Source organism: Acinetobacter pecorum, assembly GCF_014837015.1.
GTDB classification, from domain to species: Bacteria; Pseudomonadota; Gammaproteobacteria; order Pseudomonadales; family Moraxellaceae; genus Acinetobacter; species Acinetobacter pecorum.
The window spans coordinates 127,036-149,605 of sequence record NZ_JACSPT010000003.1 but is presented as its reverse complement, the minus strand read 5'-3'; the positions used below and the strand labels follow the sequence as shown (position 1 = coordinate 149,605).

Annotated in this window: 22 protein-coding genes and 1 pseudogene; 13 read left to right on the top strand and 10 right to left on the bottom strand. The window is 40.7% G+C overall.

Going from position 1 to position 22,570, the window contains the following annotated elements:
* Positions 1-170: 170 nt before the first annotated feature.
* The 3 genes from H9629_RS03785 (at position 171) to H9629_RS03775 (ending at position 2,536) form a co-directional block, all read left to right on the top strand.
* Complete coding sequence (locus H9629_RS03785; RefSeq protein ID WP_191730563.1) at positions 171-2,018, top strand: mechanosensitive ion channel; 1,848 nt, start codon at positions 171-173, stop codon at positions 2,016-2,018.
* 68 nt (positions 2,019-2,086) lie between these two features.
* Positions 2,087-2,254, top strand: a complete 168-nt coding sequence (locus tag H9629_RS03780) for a hypothetical protein (RefSeq protein WP_171255301.1) — start codon at positions 2,087-2,089, stop codon at positions 2,252-2,254.
* Positions 2,255-2,383: 129 nt separating this feature from the next.
* Positions 2,384-2,536 carry a hypothetical protein gene (locus tag H9629_RS03775; protein ID WP_171254956.1) on the top strand — a complete coding sequence of 51 codons (153 nt, stop codon included), beginning with the start codon at positions 2,384-2,386 and terminating at the stop codon, positions 2,534-2,536.
* Between the two features lie 29 nt (positions 2,537-2,565).
* Here H9629_RS03775 and H9629_RS03770 read toward each other — a convergent pair whose 3' ends face one another.
* Positions 2,566-3,765 (bottom strand): BaiN/RdsA family NAD(P)/FAD-dependent oxidoreductase, encoded by a 1,200-nt coding sequence (locus H9629_RS03770; protein WP_064096437.1) that lies wholly within the window; start codon positions 3,763-3,765, stop codon positions 2,566-2,568.
* 193 nt (positions 3,766-3,958) lie between these two features.
* On the opposite strand from H9629_RS03770, the gene H9629_RS03765 reads away from it, so the two are divergent.
* Entirely contained in the window at positions 3,959-4,282 is a 324-nt protein-coding gene (locus H9629_RS03765) for a DUF4870 family protein (protein ID WP_191730562.1), read from the top strand.
* Here the strand turns inward: H9629_RS03765 and H9629_RS03760 are convergent.
* Entirely contained in the window at positions 4,273-5,154 is an 882-nt protein-coding gene (locus H9629_RS03760; RefSeq protein ID WP_191730561.1) for a 1-aminocyclopropane-1-carboxylate deaminase/D-cysteine desulfhydrase, read from the bottom strand. The two genes, H9629_RS03765 and H9629_RS03760, sit on opposite strands and share 10 nt — an antisense overlap.
* Positions 5,155-5,338: 184 nt before the next feature.
* On the opposite strand from H9629_RS03760, the gene H9629_RS03755 reads away from it, so the two are divergent.
* Entirely contained in the window at positions 5,339-5,521 is a 183-nt protein-coding gene (locus H9629_RS03755) for an NF038215 family lipoprotein (RefSeq protein WP_064096434.1), read from the top strand.
* 102 nt (positions 5,522-5,623) lie between these two features.
* Positions 5,624-6,247 carry a LysE family translocator gene (locus H9629_RS03750; protein WP_064096433.1) on the top strand — a complete coding sequence of 208 codons (624 nt, stop codon included), beginning with the start codon at positions 5,624-5,626 and terminating at the stop codon, positions 6,245-6,247.
* A 70-nt stretch (positions 6,248-6,317) separates the two neighbouring features.
* On the opposite strand, the gene H9629_RS03745 is transcribed toward H9629_RS03750, so the two are convergent.
* On the bottom strand, positions 6,318-7,505 hold the full coding sequence (locus H9629_RS03745; protein ID WP_191730560.1) for an ammonium transporter: 1,188 nt from the start codon (positions 7,503-7,505) through the stop codon (positions 6,318-6,320).
* A 357-nt stretch (positions 7,506-7,862) separates the two neighbouring features.
* The gene (locus tag H9629_RS03740) at positions 7,863-8,843 is read right to left on the bottom strand and encodes an MBL fold metallo-hydrolase (protein WP_191730559.1); all 981 of its coding nucleotides are present in this window, start codon (positions 8,841-8,843) and stop codon (positions 7,863-7,865) included.
* Positions 8,844-9,110: 267 nt separating this feature from the next.
* Between H9629_RS03740 and H9629_RS15570 the strand changes: the two genes are divergently transcribed.
* Positions 9,111-9,227, top strand: a complete 117-nt coding sequence (locus H9629_RS15570; RefSeq protein ID WP_404793566.1) for a hypothetical protein — start codon at positions 9,111-9,113, stop codon at positions 9,225-9,227.
* Positions 9,228-9,292: 65 nt separating this feature from the next.
* Here the strand turns inward: H9629_RS15570 and H9629_RS15325 are convergent.
* Positions 9,293-9,474 (bottom strand): annotated as a pseudogene (locus H9629_RS15325) (MBL fold metallo-hydrolase); the annotation flags it as partial.
* A 96-nt stretch (positions 9,475-9,570) separates the two neighbouring features.
* On the opposite strand from H9629_RS15325, the gene H9629_RS03735 reads away from it, so the two are divergent.
* On the top strand, positions 9,571-10,536 hold the full coding sequence (locus tag H9629_RS03735) for a hypothetical protein (protein WP_144724013.1): 966 nt from the start codon (positions 9,571-9,573) through the stop codon (positions 10,534-10,536).
* A 213-nt stretch (positions 10,537-10,749) separates the two neighbouring features.
* On the opposite strand, the gene H9629_RS03730 is transcribed toward H9629_RS03735, so the two are convergent.
* Positions 10,750-11,106, bottom strand: a complete 357-nt coding sequence (locus H9629_RS03730) for a hypothetical protein (protein ID WP_074383447.1) — start codon at positions 11,104-11,106, stop codon at positions 10,750-10,752.
* A gap of 140 nt (positions 11,107-11,246) precedes the next feature.
* Positions 11,247-13,304: a methionine--tRNA ligase gene (gene metG, locus H9629_RS03725; RefSeq protein WP_191730558.1), complete on the bottom strand. Its 2,058-nt coding sequence runs from the start codon at positions 13,302-13,304 to the stop codon at positions 11,247-11,249.
* Between the two features lie 183 nt (positions 13,305-13,487).
* Between metG and H9629_RS03720 the strand changes: the two genes are divergently transcribed.
* The 3 genes from H9629_RS03720 (at position 13,488) to apbC (ending at position 17,026) form a co-directional block, all read left to right on the top strand.
* Positions 13,488-14,291 carry a hypothetical protein gene (locus H9629_RS03720; RefSeq protein ID WP_064096426.1) on the top strand — a complete coding sequence of 268 codons (804 nt, stop codon included), beginning with the start codon at positions 13,488-13,490 and terminating at the stop codon, positions 14,289-14,291.
* A 386-nt stretch (positions 14,292-14,677) separates the two neighbouring features.
* The gene (locus H9629_RS03715; RefSeq protein WP_064096425.1) at positions 14,678-15,466 is read left to right on the top strand and encodes a putative sodium/potassium/calcium exchanger; all 789 of its coding nucleotides are present in this window, start codon (positions 14,678-14,680) and stop codon (positions 15,464-15,466) included.
* Positions 15,467-15,760: 294 nt separating this feature from the next.
* Positions 15,761-17,026 (top strand): iron-sulfur cluster carrier protein ApbC, encoded by a 1,266-nt coding sequence (apbC, locus tag H9629_RS03710; protein ID WP_191730557.1) that lies wholly within the window; start codon positions 15,761-15,763, stop codon positions 17,024-17,026.
* A gap of 39 nt (positions 17,027-17,065) precedes the next feature.
* On the opposite strand, the gene H9629_RS03705 is transcribed toward apbC, so the two are convergent.
* From H9629_RS03705 to H9629_RS03695, 3 genes are read right to left on the bottom strand one after another with little or no spacing between them, the layout of a single operon-like run.
* Positions 17,066-19,081, bottom strand: a complete 2,016-nt coding sequence (locus H9629_RS03705) for a TRAP transporter permease (RefSeq protein WP_064102479.1) — start codon at positions 19,079-19,081, stop codon at positions 17,066-17,068.
* A complete protein-coding gene (locus tag H9629_RS03700) occupies positions 19,078-19,563 on the bottom strand; it encodes a DUF1850 domain-containing protein (RefSeq protein ID WP_064102478.1) in 486 nt (161 codons plus the stop codon). The genes H9629_RS03705 and H9629_RS03700 overlap by 4 nt, the downstream gene beginning before the upstream one ends.
* The gene (locus H9629_RS03695; protein ID WP_064102477.1) at positions 19,563-20,567 is read right to left on the bottom strand and encodes a TAXI family TRAP transporter solute-binding subunit; all 1,005 of its coding nucleotides are present in this window, start codon (positions 20,565-20,567) and stop codon (positions 19,563-19,565) included. The genes H9629_RS03700 and H9629_RS03695 overlap by 1 nt, the downstream gene beginning before the upstream one ends.
* 632 nt (positions 20,568-21,199) lie before the next feature.
* Here H9629_RS03695 and H9629_RS03690 point away from each other — a divergent pair.
* Both H9629_RS03690 and dcd read left to right on the top strand, forming a co-directional pair.
* Complete coding sequence (locus H9629_RS03690) at positions 21,200-21,793, top strand: LysE family translocator (protein WP_064096423.1); 594 nt, start codon at positions 21,200-21,202, stop codon at positions 21,791-21,793.
* 123 nt (positions 21,794-21,916) lie between these two features.
* The gene (dcd, locus tag H9629_RS03685; RefSeq protein WP_191730556.1) at positions 21,917-22,486 is read left to right on the top strand and encodes a dCTP deaminase; all 570 of its coding nucleotides are present in this window, start codon (positions 21,917-21,919) and stop codon (positions 22,484-22,486) included.
* The last annotated feature ends 84 nt before the right edge of the window (positions 22,487-22,570 follow it).

Here is a 22,570-nt window from a genome sequence, read left to right as displayed (position 1 = left end):
CTGGGGCTTTTTTGCAATGGAGCATGATGTTTGAAGGTAGTGCCATCTACCTGGTGTAAGTCTGAAAACATCAAATCCAAATATGAATCCGGAAGAAGAAGGGGCTGATTGCTTCAGGGACATGCCCCGATTTCAGATAAATAGCTTAATAACAATGAGGGTAGAACAACATGAATGATTATATGAGAAGCCCGCGTGGTGGCTTCGATGCAATGTACTATTGGGATCAGTTTTATCCCATTCTTAGTGCAATTGCCATCTTAGTAATTGGCTGGATCATTGCGTTACTGGTTTCGGCAGCTGTTAAAAAGCTATTGCAGAAACTGGGAACCAATACACACTTAAATACGGCGACAGGCCATCACTCTAATGTAGAAAGCATTGTTGCCCGTGTCGTATTCTGGATTATTCTGATTATTGCCGTGATTGGTGCACTGAATGTACTGAATCTTACTGGTGTCAGTGGTCCATTCAGTAATATGATCGAGCAGTTCCTGTTATTTATCCCGCAGTTACTAGGTGCAATTGCAATTGGATTCATAGGCTGGATTGTAGCCAATCTGGTCAAGATGGGATTGCAGAAGGTCCTTGACCGAACGCAACTGGATGAAAAACTCAGTGCGGAAGTAGGTGTCAGTCCGATCAGCCAAAACATCAGTCAAATTGTTTACTGGTTAATCCTGTTGCTGTTTTTGCCAATCGTACTCTCGATTCTAGGTCTCAACGGTCTGTTGTTACCGGTTGAAAATATGCTGACTGATGTCGTAAGTTATTTACCAAATATCTTTATTGCTGCAGTGATCATTTTTGTCGGTTATATCCTGGCTAAAATTTTACGTGGTATCGTGGAAGGACTGGTAAATAGTTTTAATCTACAACAGCATGCTGAAAAAGTAGGAATTTTTAAAAACTCGAATGTCGCCCAGGTAATTGGTACATTCATCTTCGCCGTGGTCATTATTACTGCGCTCATCGTTGCATTTGAAGCACTCGGTATCGAGGCAATTTCTCAGCCTGCTACAGCCATGCTGTATGAAATCATGAATGCCATTCCAAATATCATCGCTGCTGCGTTGATTCTGATACTGGCTTATGTGGTGTCTAAACTGGTTGCTGCTCTGGTTGTTGAAGTAATCGCCGGTACAGGTGTTGATGAAGTTCCTGCCAAACTGGACCTCCAGCGCTTTTTAGGAACGACTAAACTTTCAAGTGTAGTCGGTTACCTGATCGTTTTCTTCACCATGCTATTTGCAGTATCGGAAGCAGCGAATCGCCTTGGCTTTGAACAGATCAGTGGCCTGATTGCGATGTTCATCTACTTTGGTGCCAACATCCTGCTAGGTGCGGTAATTCTGGTTATCGGTTTCTGGCTGGCCAATATCGTTGCTAATATCGTACAGCGCGGCGAATACAAGAGTTCACACTGGTTAGGGAATCTGGTTCGTGTTCTGATCATGGGACTAGTTGTAGCAATGGGTCTGCGTGCCATGGGTATTGCCGATTCAATTGTTAACCTGGCATTCGGTTTAACTCTAGGTGCTGTAGCAGTGGCATTTGCCTTGGCATTTGGTCTGGGCGGCCGTCAACCTGCTGAGCGTGTACTTACAGATCTGATTGATAAAGCCAAACGAGAAGCTAAACATCCAAATCCGGTCAAAGAAAAAGCTGAAAACAGTATATTTTCCAGCTTAGGTGGCAAAAACCGTACTACCGGAACAGGTACTAATGATTCTTCAATCACAACTCCAGGAGCAGGTATCGTGCCAAATCAAGACTCAGATAATACCCCTATAGATGACGATTTATCTCATACGACACCGGCCATCCTTACGACTGCGCCACAGGATGATGAGTCTTTGGGTATTGATCCGGTCCCGGGCGAGGATCAAGCTGTACCGGATTCAGTAAAAGTCGATCCGACTCATCCGCCAGCCAATAATCCATTTGGTTCAACCGGAGAAAAAGAGCCGAATGTTGATATTGACCGTTCTACCCAAAACAAAGATGACCTGAAATAACCTGTTATTTCTAAGAGAAATCGACCACGCTTAAGTGGTCGATTTTTTTCAGTCCTAAGGAAAATTGCATGAATACCAAGAAACCTAACAAGGTCCTGGCGCCTTTAGTCATCGCAGGAATTACCATTGGCTTTTTTACTGCCGCCTACCGATTTATTTTTGTGAAGAGCAAACAGGACGAACAGTCTGAGCGAGAGCTGGAAAAGGAACTTCCTGAAACTGATGAATTTAACTAAAAGTGAAATCCAGCTTCGTACTTAAAAATAGAATATGGTCTTTAAAATATATATAATATTCAAGTGAATACTAAAATGATTTTGGTATTCTTCTTGCATTAAAAATATAAGGACAAGGAGATCAACAATATGTGGAAAGCACTACAGCATACATTCATTGCATCTACAGCAGATGAACTGCCATTACATCTGCGAGAAGCAACGCGAAAAATGCAGCTTGCGATTAACCGTTTAGAAAGTACGGCCAATCTCAACCTGTTTAAAACAGATTATCTGGAATGAATAAAGTATTAATCCAGATCATCTATTGATTAAACATATTCCGATGCGGCATGCGCAGATGACCATGCCCATTGGAAGTTATAGCCACCTAAATGTCCGGTGACATCCAGAACTTCACCAATAAAATACAAGCCTTTCTGCTTTTTACTTTCCATGGTTTTTGAGGATATTTCAGTGGTATCTACACCACCCAAAGTCACTTCAGCAGTCCGGTAACCTTCAGTTCCGGAGGGTTTCACTTCAAAACCATGCAGACGCGCCGTAATCTGTTCCAGCTTATCATCACTGATGTTACCGATTGAAGTTTCTGCAACATCCACCCAGATCAAATTCTGCAATTCCAGAACCACACTTTTCGGTAAATATTCATTCAGTAGCGTACGTAGCACGACTTTCGGCTGGCTTTGTTTTTTGGATTTGAAAAAATCCAACAGATCAACACTTGGAAGGAAATCTACCTTAAAACTCTGACCAACATCCCAATAGTTGGAAAGCTGCAGGGAACTTGGTCCACTTAAGCCGCGATGGGTAAATAGCAGCGCTTCGGTAAAACTATTAAGCTCATTAGAAAGCGTTGCTTCTACCGCATTACCACTCAAACGCGTGGTAACTTCTTTAAATCCATCAGAGAAAGTAAAGGGGACCAGTCCGGCACGGGTTGGATAGACATGATGTCCAAACTGTTTTGCGATTTCATAACCAATTCCTGAACCGCCTAGAGTAGGAATCGATAAACCGCCCGATGCCACCACGACCGACTCAACTTCAAAATACCCCAAAGACGTTGCAACCTGGAAACCTTGATCATCTACCGCATTGACTGCTTTGACTTCACAACTGGTTTTAATTTCGACCAGACCGGTTTTATCGCATTCTGCCAATAGCATTGACAGGATATCTTTGGCACCATTTAAGGTAAACAACTGTCCATGTTTGCGTTCCTCATATTCGATGCCATATTCGCACACCAGTCCAATAAAATCCCAGTTGGTATAGCGAGTCAGGGCTGAAATGACAAAATGCGGGTTGTGTGAAATGTAATTTTCAGGTTCGACATACAGATTCGTAAAATTACATTTTCCGCCACCTGACATCAGGATTTTTTTGCCTACTTTATTGGCTTTTTCTACCACCACGACTCTACGCCCACGTTGCGCAGCCATATACGCTGTCATTAAACCTGAGGCACCGGCGCCTATGACGAGAACATCATATTGCTTGGAAGACATCACACACTCATGGGAGAACAAAAGGAGAGCATTATAGACAATTTTATTTCAGCTTTCTCTATTCCAGAAAAAACAGTCCCTGGATTGCAGATGTGCACCCGATTTTAAACATAAAATATTTGAAAGCTGCTTAAAACTCATGCATAGTTTTTTTACCAACTCCATAAAAAGCATAATAAGAAGGAAAAAGCGAATGGCAATTGCAGATGATTTAAAACAATATAATCTGATTACTTATATCCTGTATATTTTAGGATTTATTATTGGTGTTACACCATTTATCGCGATTGTGATGAATTATATCAAGCGTGATGAAATGCGCGGAACCTGGCTGGAAAGTCATGTCGATTGGCAGATTAAAACCTTCTGGATCAGTTTGCTAGGCTATATCATCGGAGGCTTGTTGACCATGATTCTGATTGGTTTCCTGATCGTGTTTGTAGTCTTTATCTGGCATATTTACCGCTTGGTCAAAGGGTTAATTGCCTTGAATAATAATCAGCCGGTTCAGGCCTGACTCGGAGCAAAGGGAACATTACGGCCTTGCAGACCACCGCTATGAATCACCAGCAGTCTTGATCCAATCGGAAAATAATTTTTCTCGATCAAATCTAAAATCCCCATTAGCATTTTGGCGGTATAGACCTGCTCCAGTGGAATTGAAAACCGGGATTCAAAGTCCTGAATAAACTGCATCAGTTCCGGTGAGGTTTTGGCATACCCCCCACAACAGTAGTCATCGAGAATATTCCAGTTGGTTTTGCTGGTGAGTCGGGCGACTTCATCTTTTAAGAATGAACCTTTGAGTGCTGAAAATCCCAAAACCTGCTGATGGGTTTGACTGGCCTCAATCAAACCTGTAATCGTTCCGCCAGTTCCTGCCGCACAGCAAATGACATCAAATTGAGTATCATCTTCTTTTAGAATTTCCTGACAACCTTGAATGGCCAATGCATTGGTTCCACCTTCAGGAATGACAAAATGCCTAGGAAATTTTTGTCCCAATTCCAATAAATAATCAGCCTCATGCTTACGTCGATATTGTTCACGACTGACAAAATGCAGTTGCATCCCGAATTTTTGGGCGGTGGCTAATGTTGGATTCAATGGTCGATCAGCCAGTTCTTCCCCTCGAATAATTCCGACAGATTTAAAGCCAAAGTGCTGCGCAGAAAATGCAGTTGCCGCAATATGATTGGAGTAAGCGCCTCCAAAACTCAGGATATGCTGATAACCTTGTCTTTGCGCTTCAAGAAAATTATATTTTAATTTAAAGAACTTATTTCCCGAGATCTGGGGATGCACCAGATCCAGACGCCGTATGGTCACAGAAATATCTCTAATAAAAATCTGTTGATCGGGGATATTTTGAGCAATCGTTTCAAACATAAAAATCAAGACAGTAGGTTGTTTTACCCGTATGACGAAGGTAATAAAAGAATTAGAGGCTTAGGATAGGTTATTTCTTATAGCTAGACATCGGTTTTGATGCAGAATGTCACAAATATTTTGCTGATTATTTGAGCAGGAATGTTAATCTAGAAATAGGAACTCCCTTGAGGAGGGTAGAATAATGAAAATATTATCCTATGCTGTTCTAGCCGGTGTACTGCTTGGTTTATCGGGCTGTGATGATGCGATGAATAAGCCTAAAACCGAAAGCCGCACAATGATCATCGGTGGTGTGCCTGTCCATGATCGGGATTATAAGATGATAGACTCCTCGGTGACCGCACGAGATCAACTGAAACAATAAGATGACCTCATGAAATATTAAGAGATTTGTGTAGAAATATTAAAGCAAAATTAATTATTTTTACTTAAAATAACGCATTCATTTTTAAGCTGGGATAGTCACGTGGAATCATTCTGGATTTTAGGTTCTATTGCTTTCGCCCTGATGTTAGGTGCGATGAGTCCAGGGCCGACTTCTATATATGTGGCAAAAAATTCAATTGCGATTTCACGTAAGCATGGCTTATTCACCGCTTTAGGTACGGGGACTGGGGCTGCCATTTTTGGTCTGTTGGCAGTGCTGGGCTTACAGGCATTTTTACTGGCTGTACCTTCCGCCTATCTGGCCTTAAAAATTTGTGGTGGTTTATATCTGCTCTGGCTGGCTTTTAAAATTATTAGACATGCCAAAGATCCGATTGAGGCAGATGCTGCCATTACCAAGCAGATGTCGTTACGCCGTGCGTTTACCACCGGCTTGATTACACAATTGTCCAATCCCAAAATTGCCATTGTATTAGCCAGTATTTTTACTGCGCTATTACCTAAAGAGATTCCAACGCATTTTTATTTTGTCTTGCCCATTTTGTGTTTTTTTATTGATGCAGGCTGGTGTTCTCTGGTGGCAGTGGCATTGTCTGCAGAAAAGCCGCGTCGTGTTTATTTGAAATTTAAGGCCATCTTTGACCGCGCAGCAGGAGCAGTGATGACCGTATTAGGTTTGAAGCTGATTTTTGGGATGAAGTAATTATTTCTTATAAGTTCAGCTTATAGATATAAAAAAAGCCCCTATTATTGGGGCTTTTTTAATTTGGTCGTTAAAAAATATTATCGTCGGAGTTAGCAGAAATCCGGTGAATAGACAAGTCTGCACCCATAAATTCATCTTCCTGACTCAGACGAATACCGATGCAAACCTTAAGCAAACCATAAACCAGGAAGCCACCTGCCAAAGCAGTAATAATCGCCAGAGCTGTACCAAATAGTTGTGAAAGAATAGAAACATCTCCGATGCCGCCTAGACATTGCTGACCGAAAATACCAACTGCAAGACCCCCAAAAGCACCACATACCCCATGCAAAGGCCAGACTCCTAATACGTCATCGATCTTGAGTTTATTTTGGGTATAGGTAAAGAGTCTTACAAAAATTATGCCGGCACTGATGCCGATGAAAAGAGCGCCAAGCGGATGTACCACATCAGAGCCTGCACAGATCGCTACTAGTCCGGCCAAGGGTCCATTATGCAGAAAGCCCGGGTCATCTTTACCTGCTATTTTGGCAGCAATAGTTCCTCCTACCATTGCCATTAAGGAATTAATTGCAACCAGTCCGGAAATTGCATCGAGGCGTTGTGCACTCATGACATTAAAACCAAACCAGCCGACAATCAGAATCCATGAACCCAAGGCCAAAAAAGGAATTGAAGAGGGTGGATGTGCAGTAATCCGGCCGTCATTTTTATAGCGGCCATGACGTGCACCGAGCAGAATTACTGCAGCCAATGCGATCCAGCCGCCCATGGCATGCACCACCACTGAACCTGCAAAATCATGAAAGCTGGCACCGAATGTATGAGCCAACCAGTCCTGAAAGCCTAAATTACCATTCCAGATCATGCCCTCAAAAAATGGATAGATCAGTGCAACCAGAAATAATGTCGCTAAAGCTTGAGCACGCATGTTGGCACGTTCTGCAATTCCTCCTGAAATGATCGCTGGAATGGCAGCAGCAAAGGTGAGCAGGAAGAAACAGTGCATCAGGTTATAGCCATGATCGGCTGCCAGCGTATGGGCATCGTGGAAGAAATGCTGACCATAGGCAATATAGTAACCCACTAAAAAATAAGCGATGGCGGAGATGGCAAAGTCAGTTAAAATTTTACTTAAGGCATTCACCTGATTCTTATGCCGAACTGTCCCTAGTTCTAAAAAAGCAAATCCTGCATGCATGGCAAGCACTAGAACTGCACCCAGAAGAAGAAATAATAAGTCTACATTTTGCATTGTGCGTTCCAATTTAGTGCGTAGAATCACAAAAAAAACCCAGTATATAGAGGCAAACTGATTCGAAAAGAGGCAGGAACAAGGGAAATTTTGATGAAGAATTTCTTGAAATTGATAAGACTCGATATAAAGCACAATACAATTTTTGTGCACCAAACTAAGCCATGGCAAAAATTCATAAAGTTGAAATTTATATTATATTTTTAGATGTTTATATTTATCGTAAGAAAAACGGTGCTAAAAAAGCGTGCTAAAGGTGCACATGAAAAGTGAAAGATTTTAAGAAAAAATTTAAAAATAAATGAAACCCTAGAAAATTAGGGTTTCATGTTTAGATCAAATTATTGAAGTATTCAATTAATCTTTAAAATGTACCGGAATCCACTGATAGCTTTTACTGTCCGTAGAATAGATATGACCAATGCCCGGGAAAGGTAAATGTGGTGCTGCAATGGTCTGGCCCTGTTTTGCATATTCAGCAAAATACTTTAAACGGGTATCTACTGCTTTTTTGGGATCTATATCAAAATCTACCGCAGTCTGTGGACGGTCAAACTGAATACTGTGCGAATGCACGATGTCCCCAATAAACACCATTTCCTGACCTTGTGATTTTAAGCTAAAACCAAAATGTCCCGGTGTATGTCCAGCCGAACTGACTACATTGAAATTCTGAATCTTGTCGCCAACTTTGAAGGTTTTTAGCTGATTCTTGCTTTGGTAGGGAGCAATGGCATTTTTAATTTTATCGACTGTGTTAGTAAAGCTTGCTCGTCTTTGCTGCGGCAAACTTTCTACGCTTTTCGGATTCATCCAGAAATCCATTTCAGGTTGGGAAATATAGATGGTCGCATTTGGAAAATTTGCCACGCCATTATTGCTAATGCCACAGACATGATCAGCATGTAAATGGGTTAATAAAATTGCCCCGACCTGTTCAGGACGATAACCTGCTGCTTTCAGATTGGTTAGAACCGAACCAAAATTGGGACCGTTACAGCTAGAGGCACCGCTATCTACCAACACAAGTGTTGAGCCGGTATTGACCAGAAAAGCATTTACAGAAGTTTGAATGCCTTTAGCCTGATCGATATAGTATTTTTTTAAAATCTGATCCGCCTGGACTGGCGGAATATCCTTAAATAAAGCTTTGGGCAGATAATTTGTGCCATCCAGCAGGGCGGTGATCTGTAAATTTCCAAATGGATATTGATAATAACCGGCCACCTGTTTCTGTTGAACAGGAGATACAGGTTCAGCAGCTTGACCGTGGATACTCACCCCTAAAACAGAAAGTGAAAATAGAGAGGTGAAGAGGGAAGTTTTTAAAATATTCATGACAATTCTTATGTTGTGGAGTCTGTTCTATGTATTAGCATGTAAACTACGGAAAAAGAATATAAAAACATTTACTTTTTTTTTAAAGAGAGATAACGAATTGAACATCTGTACTAAGCATTAAGTTGAAAACTGTATATTGATTTTTTCCCAAAAATAAAATGTTTTTATTTTAAAATATTTTTATAAATAAATTACTTAGATAAGTTTCACTTTTTTAAAAAAGCCCGTTAACATGAGATATCACGAACAGCTTTGGGTATCGATATGAGTTTTTGGAAAAGAAAAAACAATGCCAGCTTTGTATTTTTTATCATTACCTTATATGGGCTGATTGGTTTCGGACTAGGTTATGTCATCTGGGAATTTATCCTGCAAGGCTAAGTAACCCAGCAATAAAAAAGCCTCTAGAGATAGAGGCTTTTTTATGTATTGATTAAGTCTTAAAGCATAGATGGATTTAAATAGTTTGTATCATCAAGTAGTGCAGTAATTTGGGTGTTACCGATTTGGTGATGGTAGAGTAGCCAGCTACTTATTTTTGTTGGGTGATGGTGGGTTCAGCCGCTTGGGTGGTGAAGGCGGTGGTGCTAAGAGCGAGTGCGAGGAATAGGGGGCTTAAATTTTTCATAGATTTGTTATATATTTTAAAGAGATATGTAGTTTTAGCATTTGTAATTAATGAAGTGAATAGATAAATTATTTAAAACAATTATATGGAATGAAAATGACAATATTAAATAATGCAATTGATTCTATTCAGCTTGGAATTGAAGATTATGAACTAATTGGTGAAAATCCTAAAAGATTAATTTCTTGTACAAGAAATTTATTTTCTGGAATATTGCTACTATTCAAGCACCACCTTTCAGAACTAAGTGATCCTAATAGTGATGAAGTTTTAATAAAACAAAAAATTAAACCCAAATTTATAAATGGCGAATTATTTTTTGTGGGTGATGGATTAAAAACAGTCGATGTTCAAGGAATTCAAGAGAGATTTAAAAGCTTAGATATTGAAGTTAATTGGAAGGAATTAGAGAAAATACAAAAATATCGAAATAATATTGAGCATTATTTCAGTACGGATAATCCTAAGGCTATAGAGGCAATGTTGACTCATAGTTTTAATATTATTAATGATTTTGTTCGAGTATATTTGAATGAAGAACCGTCTAAACTACTAGGGCAGGATTATTGGCAGAAATTACTTGATGTCAAAAATGTTTATGATAAAGAAAAGCTAGAATGCTTACACGCGCTAGAAAAAAATACTTATTTTTCAGCTAAACAAGAAGACTTAATAAAAAATGCAATATGTTCAAATTGCGGTTCAGATTTGTTAAAGCCTATTGATACACAAGTTTCAGCTAAATATACCTCGTATGAATGTGTGGCTTGTCATGATGAGCTTTCATTTGAACAAGTAATCAATTCAGCAGTTTCAGTCGATTGTGAAAGAAACTATGGTTATTACCATTATAAAGATGGTGGTTCAGAACCTTACGCAATTTGTCCAGAATGTGGTGAAGAAACATATTCTATGGAAGAGCAAATCTGTCTATGTTGTGAGGAAAGCGCTATCCATGAGTGTGAAAGATGTCCTGCAAGTTTATCTCCAGAGGAAGTTACTTGGAATGAAGGATATTGTAGTTACTGCGTTTATCAGTGGGAAAAAATCTCAGAAGAATAGATATCAGTCTTTACTTTTGTCGGGGCAAAAGTAACAAAACCCCTTTGTTCGTTAGAGGGCACGTCCGTATGCCCCTAACGAACGAGCGACATCCATGTCGAAAATCATCTGATTAAATATTGTCGTCGAATTCTCAAAGATTCTCCCTCTCCCTTAGGGAAAGGGAAATACCCAATAAAAAAGCCCCTACAACGTAGAGGCTTTTTAAATAAATTATTTACTGCATTCTGGTTGAGAGCGGTCAATAATTTGAGTACCTTCTACGCGATAGCCAATTTGGCCAACAAGGAATGCCTGATTTAATTGAGTGATGACCACATCTGAAAGTGCTACCGTACAACGGTCTTTTTCAATAGCGCGATCTACTGCTGTTTTGAAATTAGGAATACCAAGTGGGAATAAAATTACTGGAACTTTATCTTCGCCTTTAACACGTTCGCCCTTAACAAACTGATTGGAGTTTAGGTTATAGTTTTTGGTTGAAGCCACAGTCATATCAGCCATACGAACTGAACAGCCTGTAAATACAAGTGTTGACATTGCTAAAACTGAAACTAATAATTTTTTCATGCTTACCCCGAATAATTATAAAAAATAAAAAGCGTTTCGATTCTATAGATATAATTTTAAAAAACAAGAAAATAAATTGTACAAATGGTATAAAAAAGCCCCTAAATCAATAGAGGCTTTTCTTGATTAAAATCGAAACCTTAAGAAACCTTATCACCCGGTATAGCACCAGATTCAGGTGAAATCACCCAAACACCGTCGCCATTGCCCGCAGCTAAAACCATGCCGTTAGAAATACCAAAACGCATCTTACGTGGTGCAAGGTTCGCCACCATCACCACCAATTTGCCTTTAAGGTCTTCAGGTTGGTAGAACTCACGAATACCACTGAACACGTTACGTGGTTCAGCTTCACCAACGTTTAAAGTGAGTTGAAGCAGTTTGTCAGAACCTTCAACCATTGCAGCTTCAAGAACTTCAGCCACACGCAGGTCAACTTTCATAAAGTCTTCGATGCCAATAATTTCAGCTTCGCCAACTTTAGGCTCAGGTTTTTTCTCAGCCTTCTTCTCTTTTTTCTTTTCTACTTTTGGTGCTTCAGCAGGAGCCGCTAAAGAATCTTTAGATGCATCCACCATAGCAGCAACAGCTTTTGGATCTACACGTTGCATCAACGGCTGGAACAAGGCAATTTCATGACCCACTAGAATTGTTTCACGAGAAGCAAAATCGAAGCTTTCAAGTTGCAAGAAATCTTGAACCTGTTGAGCCAGTGTCGGCAATACAGGTGCTAAATACACTGCCAATTGACGGAACAGGTTAATACCCACAGAACATACGTCATGTACTTGTTGTTCTTCGCCTTCAATCTTCGCAAGTACCCAAGGCTTTTTCTCATCAATATACTGGTTGGCTTTGTCCGCAAGTGCCATGATTTCACGAATCGCTGCCGAGAACTCACGGTCTTCGTATGCTTTTGCAATAGAATCACCCGCATCAATAAAGCTTTGAACCAGTTGAGGCTCTGCACATGTTGCACTTAATTTGTTATCAAATTTAGTATTGATGAATTTTGCACAGCGGCTGGCAATGTTGACTACTTTACCGACTAGGTCTGAATTTACTTTTTGAACGAAGTCATCCAGGTTCAAGTCCGAATCTTCAACTTTGTCTGAAAGTTTCGACGCGAAGTAATAACGTAGATATTCAGGGTTTAAATGCTCTAAATATGTTTCAGCTTTAATGAAGGTACCACGAGATTTAGACATCTTCTGACCGTTGACTGTCAGGAAGCCATTTACGAATAAGCCTGATGGCGTACGGTAATTTGCACCTTCCAGCATTGCCGGCCAGAACAGGGCGTGGAAATACACGATGTCTTTACCAATGAAGTGATAGACCTCATTTTCAGAATCTTTTTTCCAGAAGTCGTCAAAGCTTAAATCAGGACGTTTAGTCTTGATGTAATTTTCAAAACTCGACATATAGCCAATTGGCGCATCGACCCACACATAGAAGTATTTGTTTGGCGCATCAGGAATTTCAAAACCAAAGTAAGGCGCATCACGCGAGATATCCCAGTCGTTTAAACCATTATCAAACCATTCGTCCAGTTTGTTGGCAATCGATACCGGCAGGCGACCTTCGTCACGGGTCCATTTTTGCAGGTATTCACCAAAATTTGGCAATTTAAAGAAGTAATGGTCTGATGATTTCTCAACAGGTGTTGCGCCACTTAAAGTCGATTTTGGATTCAGTAGTTCAGTTGCGTTATAAGTCGTACCACACACTTCACATGAATCGCCATATTGATCTTCAGCCTTACATTTCGGACAGATACCTTTAATGAACCGGTCTGACAGAAACATGCCTTTTTCAGGATCAAATAACTGCGTTACAGGACGCACAGCAATATTGCCAGCTTCACGGTTTTTGATATAGATTTCTGAAGCACGGGCGCGGTTGGTATCACTATGCGTAGAATCATAATGATCGAAATGCACACCGAAACCGTCAAAATCACGGATATGTTCTTTTTGCACATTGGCAATTTGTGCTTCAGGTGAAATGCCATTCGCTTCGGCACGCAGCATGATCGCTGTACCATGAGCATCATCCGCACAGACATAAGTCACGTCATGACCCATCGCGCGCATGGCACGTACCCAAATATCTGCTTGGATATAGCCAAGTAAGTGACCCATATGAATCGGGCCATTGGCGTAAGGAAGGGCATTGGTGACTAAAATTTTACGCACGGATTCACTCTCTCATTCGTATTTTATGCAATGGGCGATAATTTTACATGAGATGGAGAAGACTTGCATAAGGCTTTTGGTGAATTCTTTTTCAATAACAAAGTTGCATCGAGATGAAATGCTACTTTATGGCAAAATTATCGGGGATAATAGCTCATCCGCTATTTGCTTGAGTGCTTGACCATGTATGACGATTACGACGACTATGAAGACGATCAACCCGTCACGCGGATTAAATCGAATATCAAACAACAGACTTTAGGCAAACGCATTCTTGAAGATGCTCAAAGCTATTTAGAACAAATCTCGCAAGGCGAACATACATTTTTAATCGAAACCTTGCGTGATCTGGCACAGCAAGATGAATACTTTAATGTGTGGGCAGATCAGCTCGATCAACCTGTCGGTTCAAAAGTCGCCAATGATGCCTTGAACCTGATGCACTTCTGGCAACAGAGGCATCGTCATGAAGATGTCCAAACCTTTCATTTATTTGATGTCATCAATAGCGAAGACTTTCAAAAAGAGCTGCTCACGGCTTTTGATGCGATGCAGATAGATGAAGCCCATAAAGCCTTACGCCGTCCAGTGATCATTGAAGCCTTTAAAATGTATAAATTGGGCTGTTATGCAGGTTGTGTGCCTTTGCTCTATGCACAGCTTGAAGGCTTATTGACCGATGTGCTGATTCAACAAGGCTACTTAAAACAAAATGGAACCAAGTTTGTTGATGTCTATAAAATTGTTCCCGGTTTAAAAGGCAATGAAATTAAGAGTCTGTGGCATAAATCGAAAATTGCCACGGAAATGAATCCATACTTTGCCGAACTGGCAGCCTATAAGATGGATTCAAGCTCGAATGTGACCGCAAGTCGTCATAACATTTTGCATGGCACAGATGTGGCACATTTCACCCAAGCGCGTAGTTTTATCCTGTTTATCTGGCTGTTCTCGGTATTAAGTTTTATGAGTACCGTGCGTGCTTAAGCTAAGATCTCTGGTTACCAGTAGTTTTAATCATCCTGTAAAGGTTTAATGTAGATTAACACCAAGCATCCTTTAGCTTTAACAATCAGGCTATAACAGTATTTGAATGGGCGAGCTACAGGAAATGCGATGTCAGAATGACAGAAAAATGTTTTAGCAGAAGTGTAAAGAATGAAGATGAACAGAATGTTCAAAACACAAATCACGATTTTTTGCGGCTGGCAGTGATTAAAGTTTGAGATCGTGAGGTTTGTGCTATCTGATGCAATGATCAGCAACAACATGTACAGGCTTTGTTGCAGTTTGCTTAATTCAGCTACTTCATTGCATGCTTTGTGCTAAAAAATTGTCTGATAATTTATTTATGACACCTTAGGAGGGTACTCATGACTCAGAATAACCAGACAAGTACTTCAAAGCAGAACCAAGATAAAGAACAACATGCACGTGAAATGAATGATCAGGTTTCAAAAGAGCAAAAGCAGAACGAGATCGATAAACAGCATAATCAGGAACACAAGAATGGACAAAATGCTCAGACCAATGCCGAGGAGAAGTCTGATACTCAGCATAGCAGCAAAAATGTAAATACTGAGCAAAAAGACAGTTCTAAAGAGAATGAGTCAGATCAAAAAACTGAAAGTTTCAAAATGGATGACTTAAAAGCCAAAGCAATTGCAATTGGTGAGGAGCTTTTGCAAAAAGGTGAAAAGCTTCTGAATGAGCTAAAACATGGCAAATCTGACAGCCAGAAAAATGGTGAGCAAGAGACAGATCACGCGAAAAAGGCCAAAGCCGATCATAAATCTCAAGACAAATCATCGGATAAGTCAGATAAACAGAATTCTAAAGATGATCAGAACGATCAGCAGGCCGGTATGGCAAATTTGAAAGACGAAGCCATGCATAAGTTTGAAGATACTAAACAAAAAATCACGGAATTAGTAAGTGAAGCTTCTGTTAAATTCGCCGAGCTGAAACAGATGGCGACGGATACCATGAACAAGATGAAGGATACTCAAGCTAAAGACAATGATGCTGATCAGCAGAAAGACGCGAAAGATACAGATTCAGCAAATAATTCCGAATCCAAAAAAGATGAATCAAAACAGGATCAGGATAAAAACACCAAGGAACAACAGGGCAAGTCTGAAAATAGTAAAAATCATAAGTAATTTATGATCATAGAGCCACTTTAATCACAGCAGGTTAGAGTGGCTTAAAATATAGAAACCTAATATAAAAAATAATGTTCACATCAAAAATAATATGTCTTCATTTACTTCTTTCTCATTCATTTTTCATTATTTATATGTGCCAAGATTTCATGAAACATTTTATAAAACCAAGTGAAATAGTTGGAAATTGAACATATCTGTTTCATCTTCTCCAATACAGTGCTTAACCTTCGCCTAAAACCCCGTTAAACTAGGCCATTTAGATGTCGATCTACATTTTTGGAGTAACCTATGTCGTGGCTTTCTTCGCTTAAATCGGTTTTTTCGCCTTCCAAGGAGGTGAACGAAGAAGCTGTGCAGAACGTACTGCAAAACTATATTTTGCCAAATTCCAGTAATGCCTTGAAAGATCGCATTACACAGGTCAATGTACAGGGTGAGATTCTGCAAATTACCCTGAATACCTATCCAGAAGAAAAAGAACAACTGCAACAGATTCATGATGAGCTGGCAGAAGCTTTGCAAAAATGTGGTATTCAAGAGCTGAATATGCATGTGATTCAGCAAAAAACTGGGCCTAAAAGTAAAAATTCGGGTGGTTGCGGACATAACCATGCTGAGGGAGAAAGCTGTTCAAGCCAACCTGCAGCACCACAAAAACCAGATCTTCCTCCTGTGGTGGATGCTTCGGCTCAAGCTGAAAAGGCAGAAGATGCTGATCCGAATAATCCACCGATTCAAAAAGCTGCACCACAACAGCGTGATGTCCCGAAACATCCTCGTATTCAGAATGTGATTCTGGTGTCATCTGGCAAAGGTGGGGTGGGTAAATCGACTACTACTGTCAATCTGGCTTTGGCTCTAAAAAAAATGGGCCTGCGGGTAGGTGTACTGGATGCTGATATTTATGGTCCAAGTATTCCGACCATGCTCGGCAATGCCGGTAAAACACCGATGATCGAAGCAGAGCAGTTTGTACCTCTTGATGCCTATGGAATGGCGGTATTATCGATTGGACATTTAACCGGTGATCACAATACTCCAGTGGCATGGCGTGGTCCAAAAGCTACGGGTGCATTAATGCAGCTCTTTAATCAGACTCTTTGGCCAGATCTGGATGTATTGATGATCGACATGCCGCCTGGCACGGGCGATATCCAGTTGACCTTAGCACAGCGTATTCCTGTAACAGGCGCAGTGATTGTGACAACACCACAAAACGTGGCCTTGCTGGATGCGACCAAAGGCATTGAGCTGTTTAACCGTGTACAGATTCCAGTCATGGGCGTGATTGAAAACATGTCGACCCATATCTGCTCAAATTGTGGTTTTGAGGAACAGATTTTTGGTACAGGTGGTGGCGATAAACTGTCTGAGCAATATCAAATTCCATTACTGGGCCGCTTACCTCTGGACGCTAAAATTCGTGAAAATGCTGATGCAGGAAAACCTTCCGTGATTGCAGGGGACGAGGCAGCAGATAGCTACATGGCGATTGCAGAGAAAATTGCAGTACAGTTACCAAAAGCAGAAAAAGACCATAGCCGAATTTTCTAAAGTTCCACGTTAAAAAAAGAGAGCCGAGGCTCTCTTTTTTTATGAGGTTTTGACTGAGATGGTATTTTCTTTTCTTGCCTGAATCACATTAACTCCAATAGCAATAATTACCATAATCGTTCCTGCAATATCGGTAATCATTTCAGGCACAATCATCATTAATGCGCCGACACCCAAGAAGATACGCCAGAACCAGTTCATGGCAGTTTTAAAATAGCCTTCTACCGCTGCGCCTAATGCCAGAATGCCAACAATCGACGTTACCGTAATACTTAAAATGACATTCCATGCTGGTAAAGTAAATTCTTTGGCATTGACTGCAATATCTGTGGTGTCAATCATCAGCATTGCTGGGTTATAGACAAACAGGAAAGGCACAATAAAACCAGCCAGTGATAAGCGTAAGGCCTGGAAGCCAGTCCGCATGGGGTCGCCTCCTGCAATTCCGGCTCCGGCAAAGGCGGCCAAGGCAACCGGTGGGGTGATATTGGCAAATAGTCCGAAATAGAACACAAACATATGTGCTACTAAGATTGGAATATCAAAGTTCGCCAAAGCCGGCGCTGCCATAGTGGCTGTGATGATATAGGCGGGAATCGAAGGCAGGCCCATGCCAAGAATCATCGATGCAATCATGGTAAAAAACAAGGTCAGGAACAGACTGCCTGCACCAATACTCATAATTGAAGAAGTCATTACCGAGCCAAAACTGGTCAAGCTGACCACACCGATAATAATACCCACCACCGCACAGGCAGCCATTACTGAAAGGGATTGTTTAGCGCCATCTGCTAAGGCTTCCAGAATTTCCTTCGGCCCCATACGCGTAGATTTTCTAAATGCCGCAACGACGATGGTCAATAAAATTGTATAAACTGCTGCATAGCTGACCGGCATCGACTGGAATAAGAAGACCACGAGGACAATAATTGGAAGTAATAGATGTCCGCGTTCTTTCAGTACTTCTTTGACCCGCGGCAAGTCTGATTTGGGTACGCCTTTTAGATTATCCCGACCTGCCCTAAAATGGACTTGTGCTATTACACCCAGGTAATACAGCAGGGCAGGCAATACCGCAGCTAAAGCAATCGTGCCATAACTGACACCAGTTGTTTCTGCCATGATGAACGCACTAGCCCCCATGACTGGAGGTAAAATCTGCCCACCCACAGAAGCACTGGCTTCAACCGCACCGGCAAAGTTTTTGTGATAGCCAATTTTCTTCATCAAAGGAATGGTAAATGAACCCGTTCCTACGACATTGGCAACTGCTGTACCATTGATACTGCCCATAAAGCCACTTGAAATCACCGCAACTTTGGCAGGGCCACCTTGCTTATGCCCGGCAAGTGCCATAGCCAAATCGTTGAATAATTTTCCCATTCCTGATTTTGCTAGAAATGCCCCAAACAGAATAAACAGGAAAATGAAGGTGACCGAAGCACCAATGGCTGAAGAATACAGACCTTCGGTTTTTAGATACATTTGCCCGAAGATATCACTCAACGTATAAGGGCGAGTGAGCAAGCGATCCGGCATCCAGTCAAAATGACTGACAAATGGGTAGCTCAAGAAAATCAGTCCCAAGATCGGTAGTATCCAGCCCATAACCCGCCGTGCAGCTTCGACCACCAACCCCACAGTCATAATCGAGAATACAATATCCATCGTATTTGGTATGCCTCCCCGGGTGGTCATAATTGCCTGATATTCCTTGAACAGATAAAAGAAAGAGGCAAAAGAGGCAATCACTAAAATCCAGTCAGTCCACGCAACCTTTTGTCGGCTACTGTTTTGACGCGCTGGATACAACAAGAAAATCAGTGCCAGACCAATTGAGACATGCGCTGCACGTTGAATCAATTCCGGTAAAGGGTTAAAGGTGATATACAGATGAAATAACGAGTAAGATATTGCCAGGGCAGCAATAAACCAGCGTACCGATTTATTGATCGGGTTACGGGTAACGGATTCACGATCAAATTTTTCTAATAATTCTTGTTGCTGCTGCTCATTTAGTGCTTCTGGCACATGTTTTATTTCTTGTGGATTCATAGGCAATCATTTAAACCTCTTTTTTTCCATAGGCTGTCTTTTTTTATAGAGATATGTACGGTGCTGTAGTCAGGGAAGTCCTGATAAATATTCCAGACCCGATCAGCAATCTCGATTTTTCCCTGCATCCTGCGCGAAATGACCCAGTTTAGTTCTTTCATCTTCCGGTTAATTTGCATATGGATGCTTCCATCTTTCTGCCGGGTAAGAGTACCTTGGTCGGGTGTTCCTGCACCGAATGAAACAAATTGTGTTGCTGCCAGAATTAAATCGTTTTTATCTTGAATATAGCGCTCTTTCCACGCTGTTTTTTCTACCGAATGAATCCAGCTAAGCTGAAAAGTCTTCTGGGTAATTTTGCATTGAAAATTTTGCTCTTTCACTTCGATAATAATGTAAGGAAACGTCATCCATAAACAGCTTGCAAGGAATCCAGCCAAACCAAAAAGTGCAGCAAATGCTGCACCTTGTATCCATTTCATCAGTTCGCTTTATTCTCATCGTAGAATTTTTGCGCGCCAGGATGCAAAGGAGCAACCAGACCTTTTTGCGCACCATCTAAAGTGATTTCCTTAGCGGCCTGATGCGAGTTTGCCAGTTGATCCAGACTGGAGAAGAAAGTCTTGGTCAGCTTATACACATCATCGGTAGATAGATCCGAACGAACCACGAGAGCATTCATAATTGCAGCTGTTGGAATATCTTCAGCATTGCCATACGTGCCTTTAGGAATGGTCATCGGCAGGAAATAAGCCTGATCTTTGGCAATAGCTTTCACTTTGTCAGGGTTGATACTGACCAGTTGCATATCAAAACCTTGTTGTAGTTCCATCAAAGAAGAGTTTGGAATACCACTGGTGAGGAAAGCTGCATCCAGCTTGCCCCCTTTCAAAGCATCAGCTGCTTCGGCATAGCCCAAGTAATCGACTTTTACATCCTTATAAGTAATACCAAAACCCTTCAGCAGACTACGCGCATTTACTTCTACACCTGAGTTCTGGGCGCCAACTGCAATACGTTTGCCTTTTAGATCTTCAATATTTTTGATACCAGAACCTTTAGACGTTACGATTTGCACGTAGTTCGGATAGAGAGCCGCGATCTGCTGAACATTATCAATCTTGTTGCTAAAACTGCCTTGACCATTAATGGCTTCAGTAAGACTGTCACTCATGACAAAGGCCATTTCCACTTTATTCTGTTTTAATAGGTTCAGGTTCTCAACGGAAGCACCCGTGGTCTGAGTTTTGGAATTCACGCCGTAGGTCTTGTTATAAATTTCAGCTAATCCTGTCCCAATGACATTATAAGGTCCTGAGGCACCGCCTGTGGCAATATTCACAAAGCGGGTTTGTAGTTTATCTGCAGCCACGCTTTCGCCGGATGCAGCCTGATTGGCAGATTTATTTTGTGTATTATCATTCGAGCAGGCGACTACACCGGACAGCGCTAAACTCATGGCTGAAAGCTTGATCCATTTATTCATATATAACTCCTGATATTATTCTATAGTTCTTAAAAAATATAATTAAAACAACAATATATTAAACCGTCTGGATGTGAAAAATGTGAATTATCATCTGTTGTTCTTGTACAATTTAACAGCAATTATTTTGCCTGAATACCTTTAATAGCATTTTTTTAAAAATTTACTTTATCAATATGTTCAAAAAATTGAGCAAGATAGACATTTTAACTTTGTAGCTTAAATATAATAATTTAGAGATCGATAAAAGTTAGGTCTATAAAAAACCTTCATGTATCGCCTTATAAACTTGATGCGCAGGAGTAGTGGGGGCAATTTTATTTAGTTAAAGTTGAATAAAAATACTGATTTTAAAATTATTTGCCTTCATTTGCTGAAAATAAGTATTTGGAGACTTTAAGCCTCGGTGTTAGGTTGAAAAAGTCACTTTTATAGCCTTTTTCTTATCAGCTTATAGTTTTGTAAATTGATAAAAATGACTTGAGAGTAGGGAAGCTATATTTTTAATTAACCTTATAAATTAATTGAAAAATATTTAATTATTAACTTCTATAATAGGTTCTCTTACAATTATTTTTTTGCAGCTTTGACTTAACTATTCTATGCTACGCGGATTAGAGCGAGGTCAAACTATGATTTCATGGTTTTTTATTGGTTTAGTGGCAACCATTCTTTTAACACCAGGCCCAACCAATACCTTATTGGCATCTTCAGGCATTCAGGTCGGATTTAAAAAAACATTTCGTTTAATTCCTGCTGAAGCCTTTGGTTATCTGATTGCTATTAGTTTTTGGGGCATTCTGATCGGGAAAATTTCCGTTCATCTTCCACTGTTACCGACCATTCTCAAACTTTTTAGTGCTGGCTATATTCTGTTCCTTGCTGTGAAATTATGGCGGACTGCAGAGCTGAGTGAAAATTTTGATAAGGTCTCAATTCGCGCACGTGAATTGTTTTTAGCAACCTTACTTAATCCCAAGGCACTTTTATTTGCCTCAGCCATTTTTCCTGTGATTGTCTGGAAAAGCAGCCAACATTATGTGGCTCATATGCTCGTTTTCTTGCTTTTACTGATCCCGATTGCATTCTTCTGGACTTTTTTAGGCTCAATCCTAGCCAGAAAAAACAGCCGCTGGCTCAATCAGAAAAACCTGCAGAAAACGGCTTCGCTGGTGCTAATGAGCTTTTCTATTCCTTTAAGTTATTCTGCACTTTTAAGTTTATAAGCTGATCTCGATCAGCAATTTTTGGGCAACTTGAGCTCTCAGACTTTCACTTATTTTCATTAGTGGCAATTTCAGTTAAAGTACGTCGCAATAACTTGTTCTTAAGATTTTTGGATTATATCAATGGCAATTAAGTCTGATCGTTGGATTCGCGAAATGAGCGAAAAACACGGCATGATTGAACCGTATGCAGAAAACCAGGTACGTTTGGATGAAAATGGTCACAAGCTGATTTCGTATGGCGTATCCAGCTACGGCTATGACGTGCGTTGTGCACGTGAATTTAAAGTATTCACCAATGTGCATTCTGCAATTGTCGATCCGAAGAACTTTGATGAACGCAGCTTTATTGATATCGAGTCGGATGTTTGTATCATTCCGCCGAACTCGTTTGCTTTGGCGCGTACCATCGAATATTTCCGCATTCCACGTAATGTCTTGACCGTGTGCTTGGGCAAATCGACTTATGCGCGTTGTGGCATCATTGTCAACGTGACGCCGCTTGAGCCAGAGTGGGAAGGACACGTGACTTTAGAGTTTTCAAATACTACCAATCTTCCTGCGCGTATTTATGCAGGTGAGGGTGTGGCACAGATGCTGTTTTTTGAATCTGATGAAGTCTGTGAAACCTCATATAAAGATCGTGGCGGTAAATATCAAGGTCAGACAGGTGTTACTTTACCAAAGACCTAATTGCTTTAAGCTATTGAATGACGGGACTTTATGTCCCGTTTATTTTTTTGAGATTTTCATTCATCGGAAACTGCTATTTTTCGC

Coding starts and splice junctions, on each gene's coding strand:
- H9629_RS03785 (WP_191730563.1), top strand. CDS start 171: ATGAATGATTATATGAGAAGCCCGCGTGGTGGCTTCGATGCAATGTAC.
- H9629_RS03780 (WP_171255301.1), top strand. CDS start 2,087: ATGAATACCAAGAAACCTAACAAGGTCCTGGCGCCTTTAGTCATCGCA.
- H9629_RS03775 (WP_171254956.1), top strand. CDS start 2,384: ATGTGGAAAGCACTACAGCATACATTCATTGCATCTACAGCAGATGAA.
- H9629_RS03770 (WP_064096437.1), bottom strand. CDS start 3,765: ATGTCTTCCAAGCAATATGATGTTCTCGTCATAGGCGCCGGTGCCTCA.
- H9629_RS03765 (WP_191730562.1), top strand. CDS start 3,959: ATGGCAATTGCAGATGATTTAAAACAATATAATCTGATTACTTATATC.
- H9629_RS03760 (WP_191730561.1), bottom strand. CDS start 5,154: ATGTTTGAAACGATTGCTCAAAATATCCCCGATCAACAGATTTTTATT.
- H9629_RS03755 (WP_064096434.1), top strand. CDS start 5,339: ATGAAAATATTATCCTATGCTGTTCTAGCCGGTGTACTGCTTGGTTTA.
- H9629_RS03745 (WP_191730560.1), bottom strand. CDS start 7,505: ATGCAAAATGTAGACTTATTATTTCTTCTTCTGGGTGCAGTTCTAGTG.
- H9629_RS03740 (WP_191730559.1), bottom strand. CDS start 8,843: ATGAATATTTTAAAAACTTCCCTCTTCACCTCTCTATTTTCACTTTCT.
- H9629_RS15570 (WP_404793566.1), top strand. CDS start 9,111: ATGAGTTTTTGGAAAAGAAAAAACAATGCCAGCTTTGTATTTTTTATC.
- H9629_RS03735 (WP_144724013.1), top strand. CDS start 9,571: ATGACAATATTAAATAATGCAATTGATTCTATTCAGCTTGGAATTGAA.
- H9629_RS03730 (WP_074383447.1), bottom strand. CDS start 11,106: ATGAAAAAATTATTAGTTTCAGTTTTAGCAATGTCAACACTTGTATTT.
- H9629_RS03720 (WP_064096426.1), top strand. CDS start 13,488: ATGTATGACGATTACGACGACTATGAAGACGATCAACCCGTCACGCGG.
- H9629_RS03715 (WP_064096425.1), top strand. CDS start 14,678: ATGACTCAGAATAACCAGACAAGTACTTCAAAGCAGAACCAAGATAAA.
- apbC (WP_191730557.1), top strand. CDS start 15,761: ATGTCGTGGCTTTCTTCGCTTAAATCGGTTTTTTCGCCTTCCAAGGAG.
- H9629_RS03705 (WP_064102479.1), bottom strand. CDS start 19,081: ATGAATCCACAAGAAATAAAACATGTGCCAGAAGCACTAAATGAGCAG.
- H9629_RS03700 (WP_064102478.1), bottom strand. CDS start 19,563: ATGAAATGGATACAAGGTGCAGCATTTGCTGCACTTTTTGGTTTGGCT.
- H9629_RS03695 (WP_064102477.1), bottom strand. CDS start 20,567: ATGAATAAATGGATCAAGCTTTCAGCCATGAGTTTAGCGCTGTCCGGT.
- H9629_RS03690 (WP_064096423.1), top strand. CDS start 21,200: ATGATTTCATGGTTTTTTATTGGTTTAGTGGCAACCATTCTTTTAACA.
- dcd (WP_191730556.1), top strand. CDS start 21,917: ATGGCAATTAAGTCTGATCGTTGGATTCGCGAAATGAGCGAAAAACAC.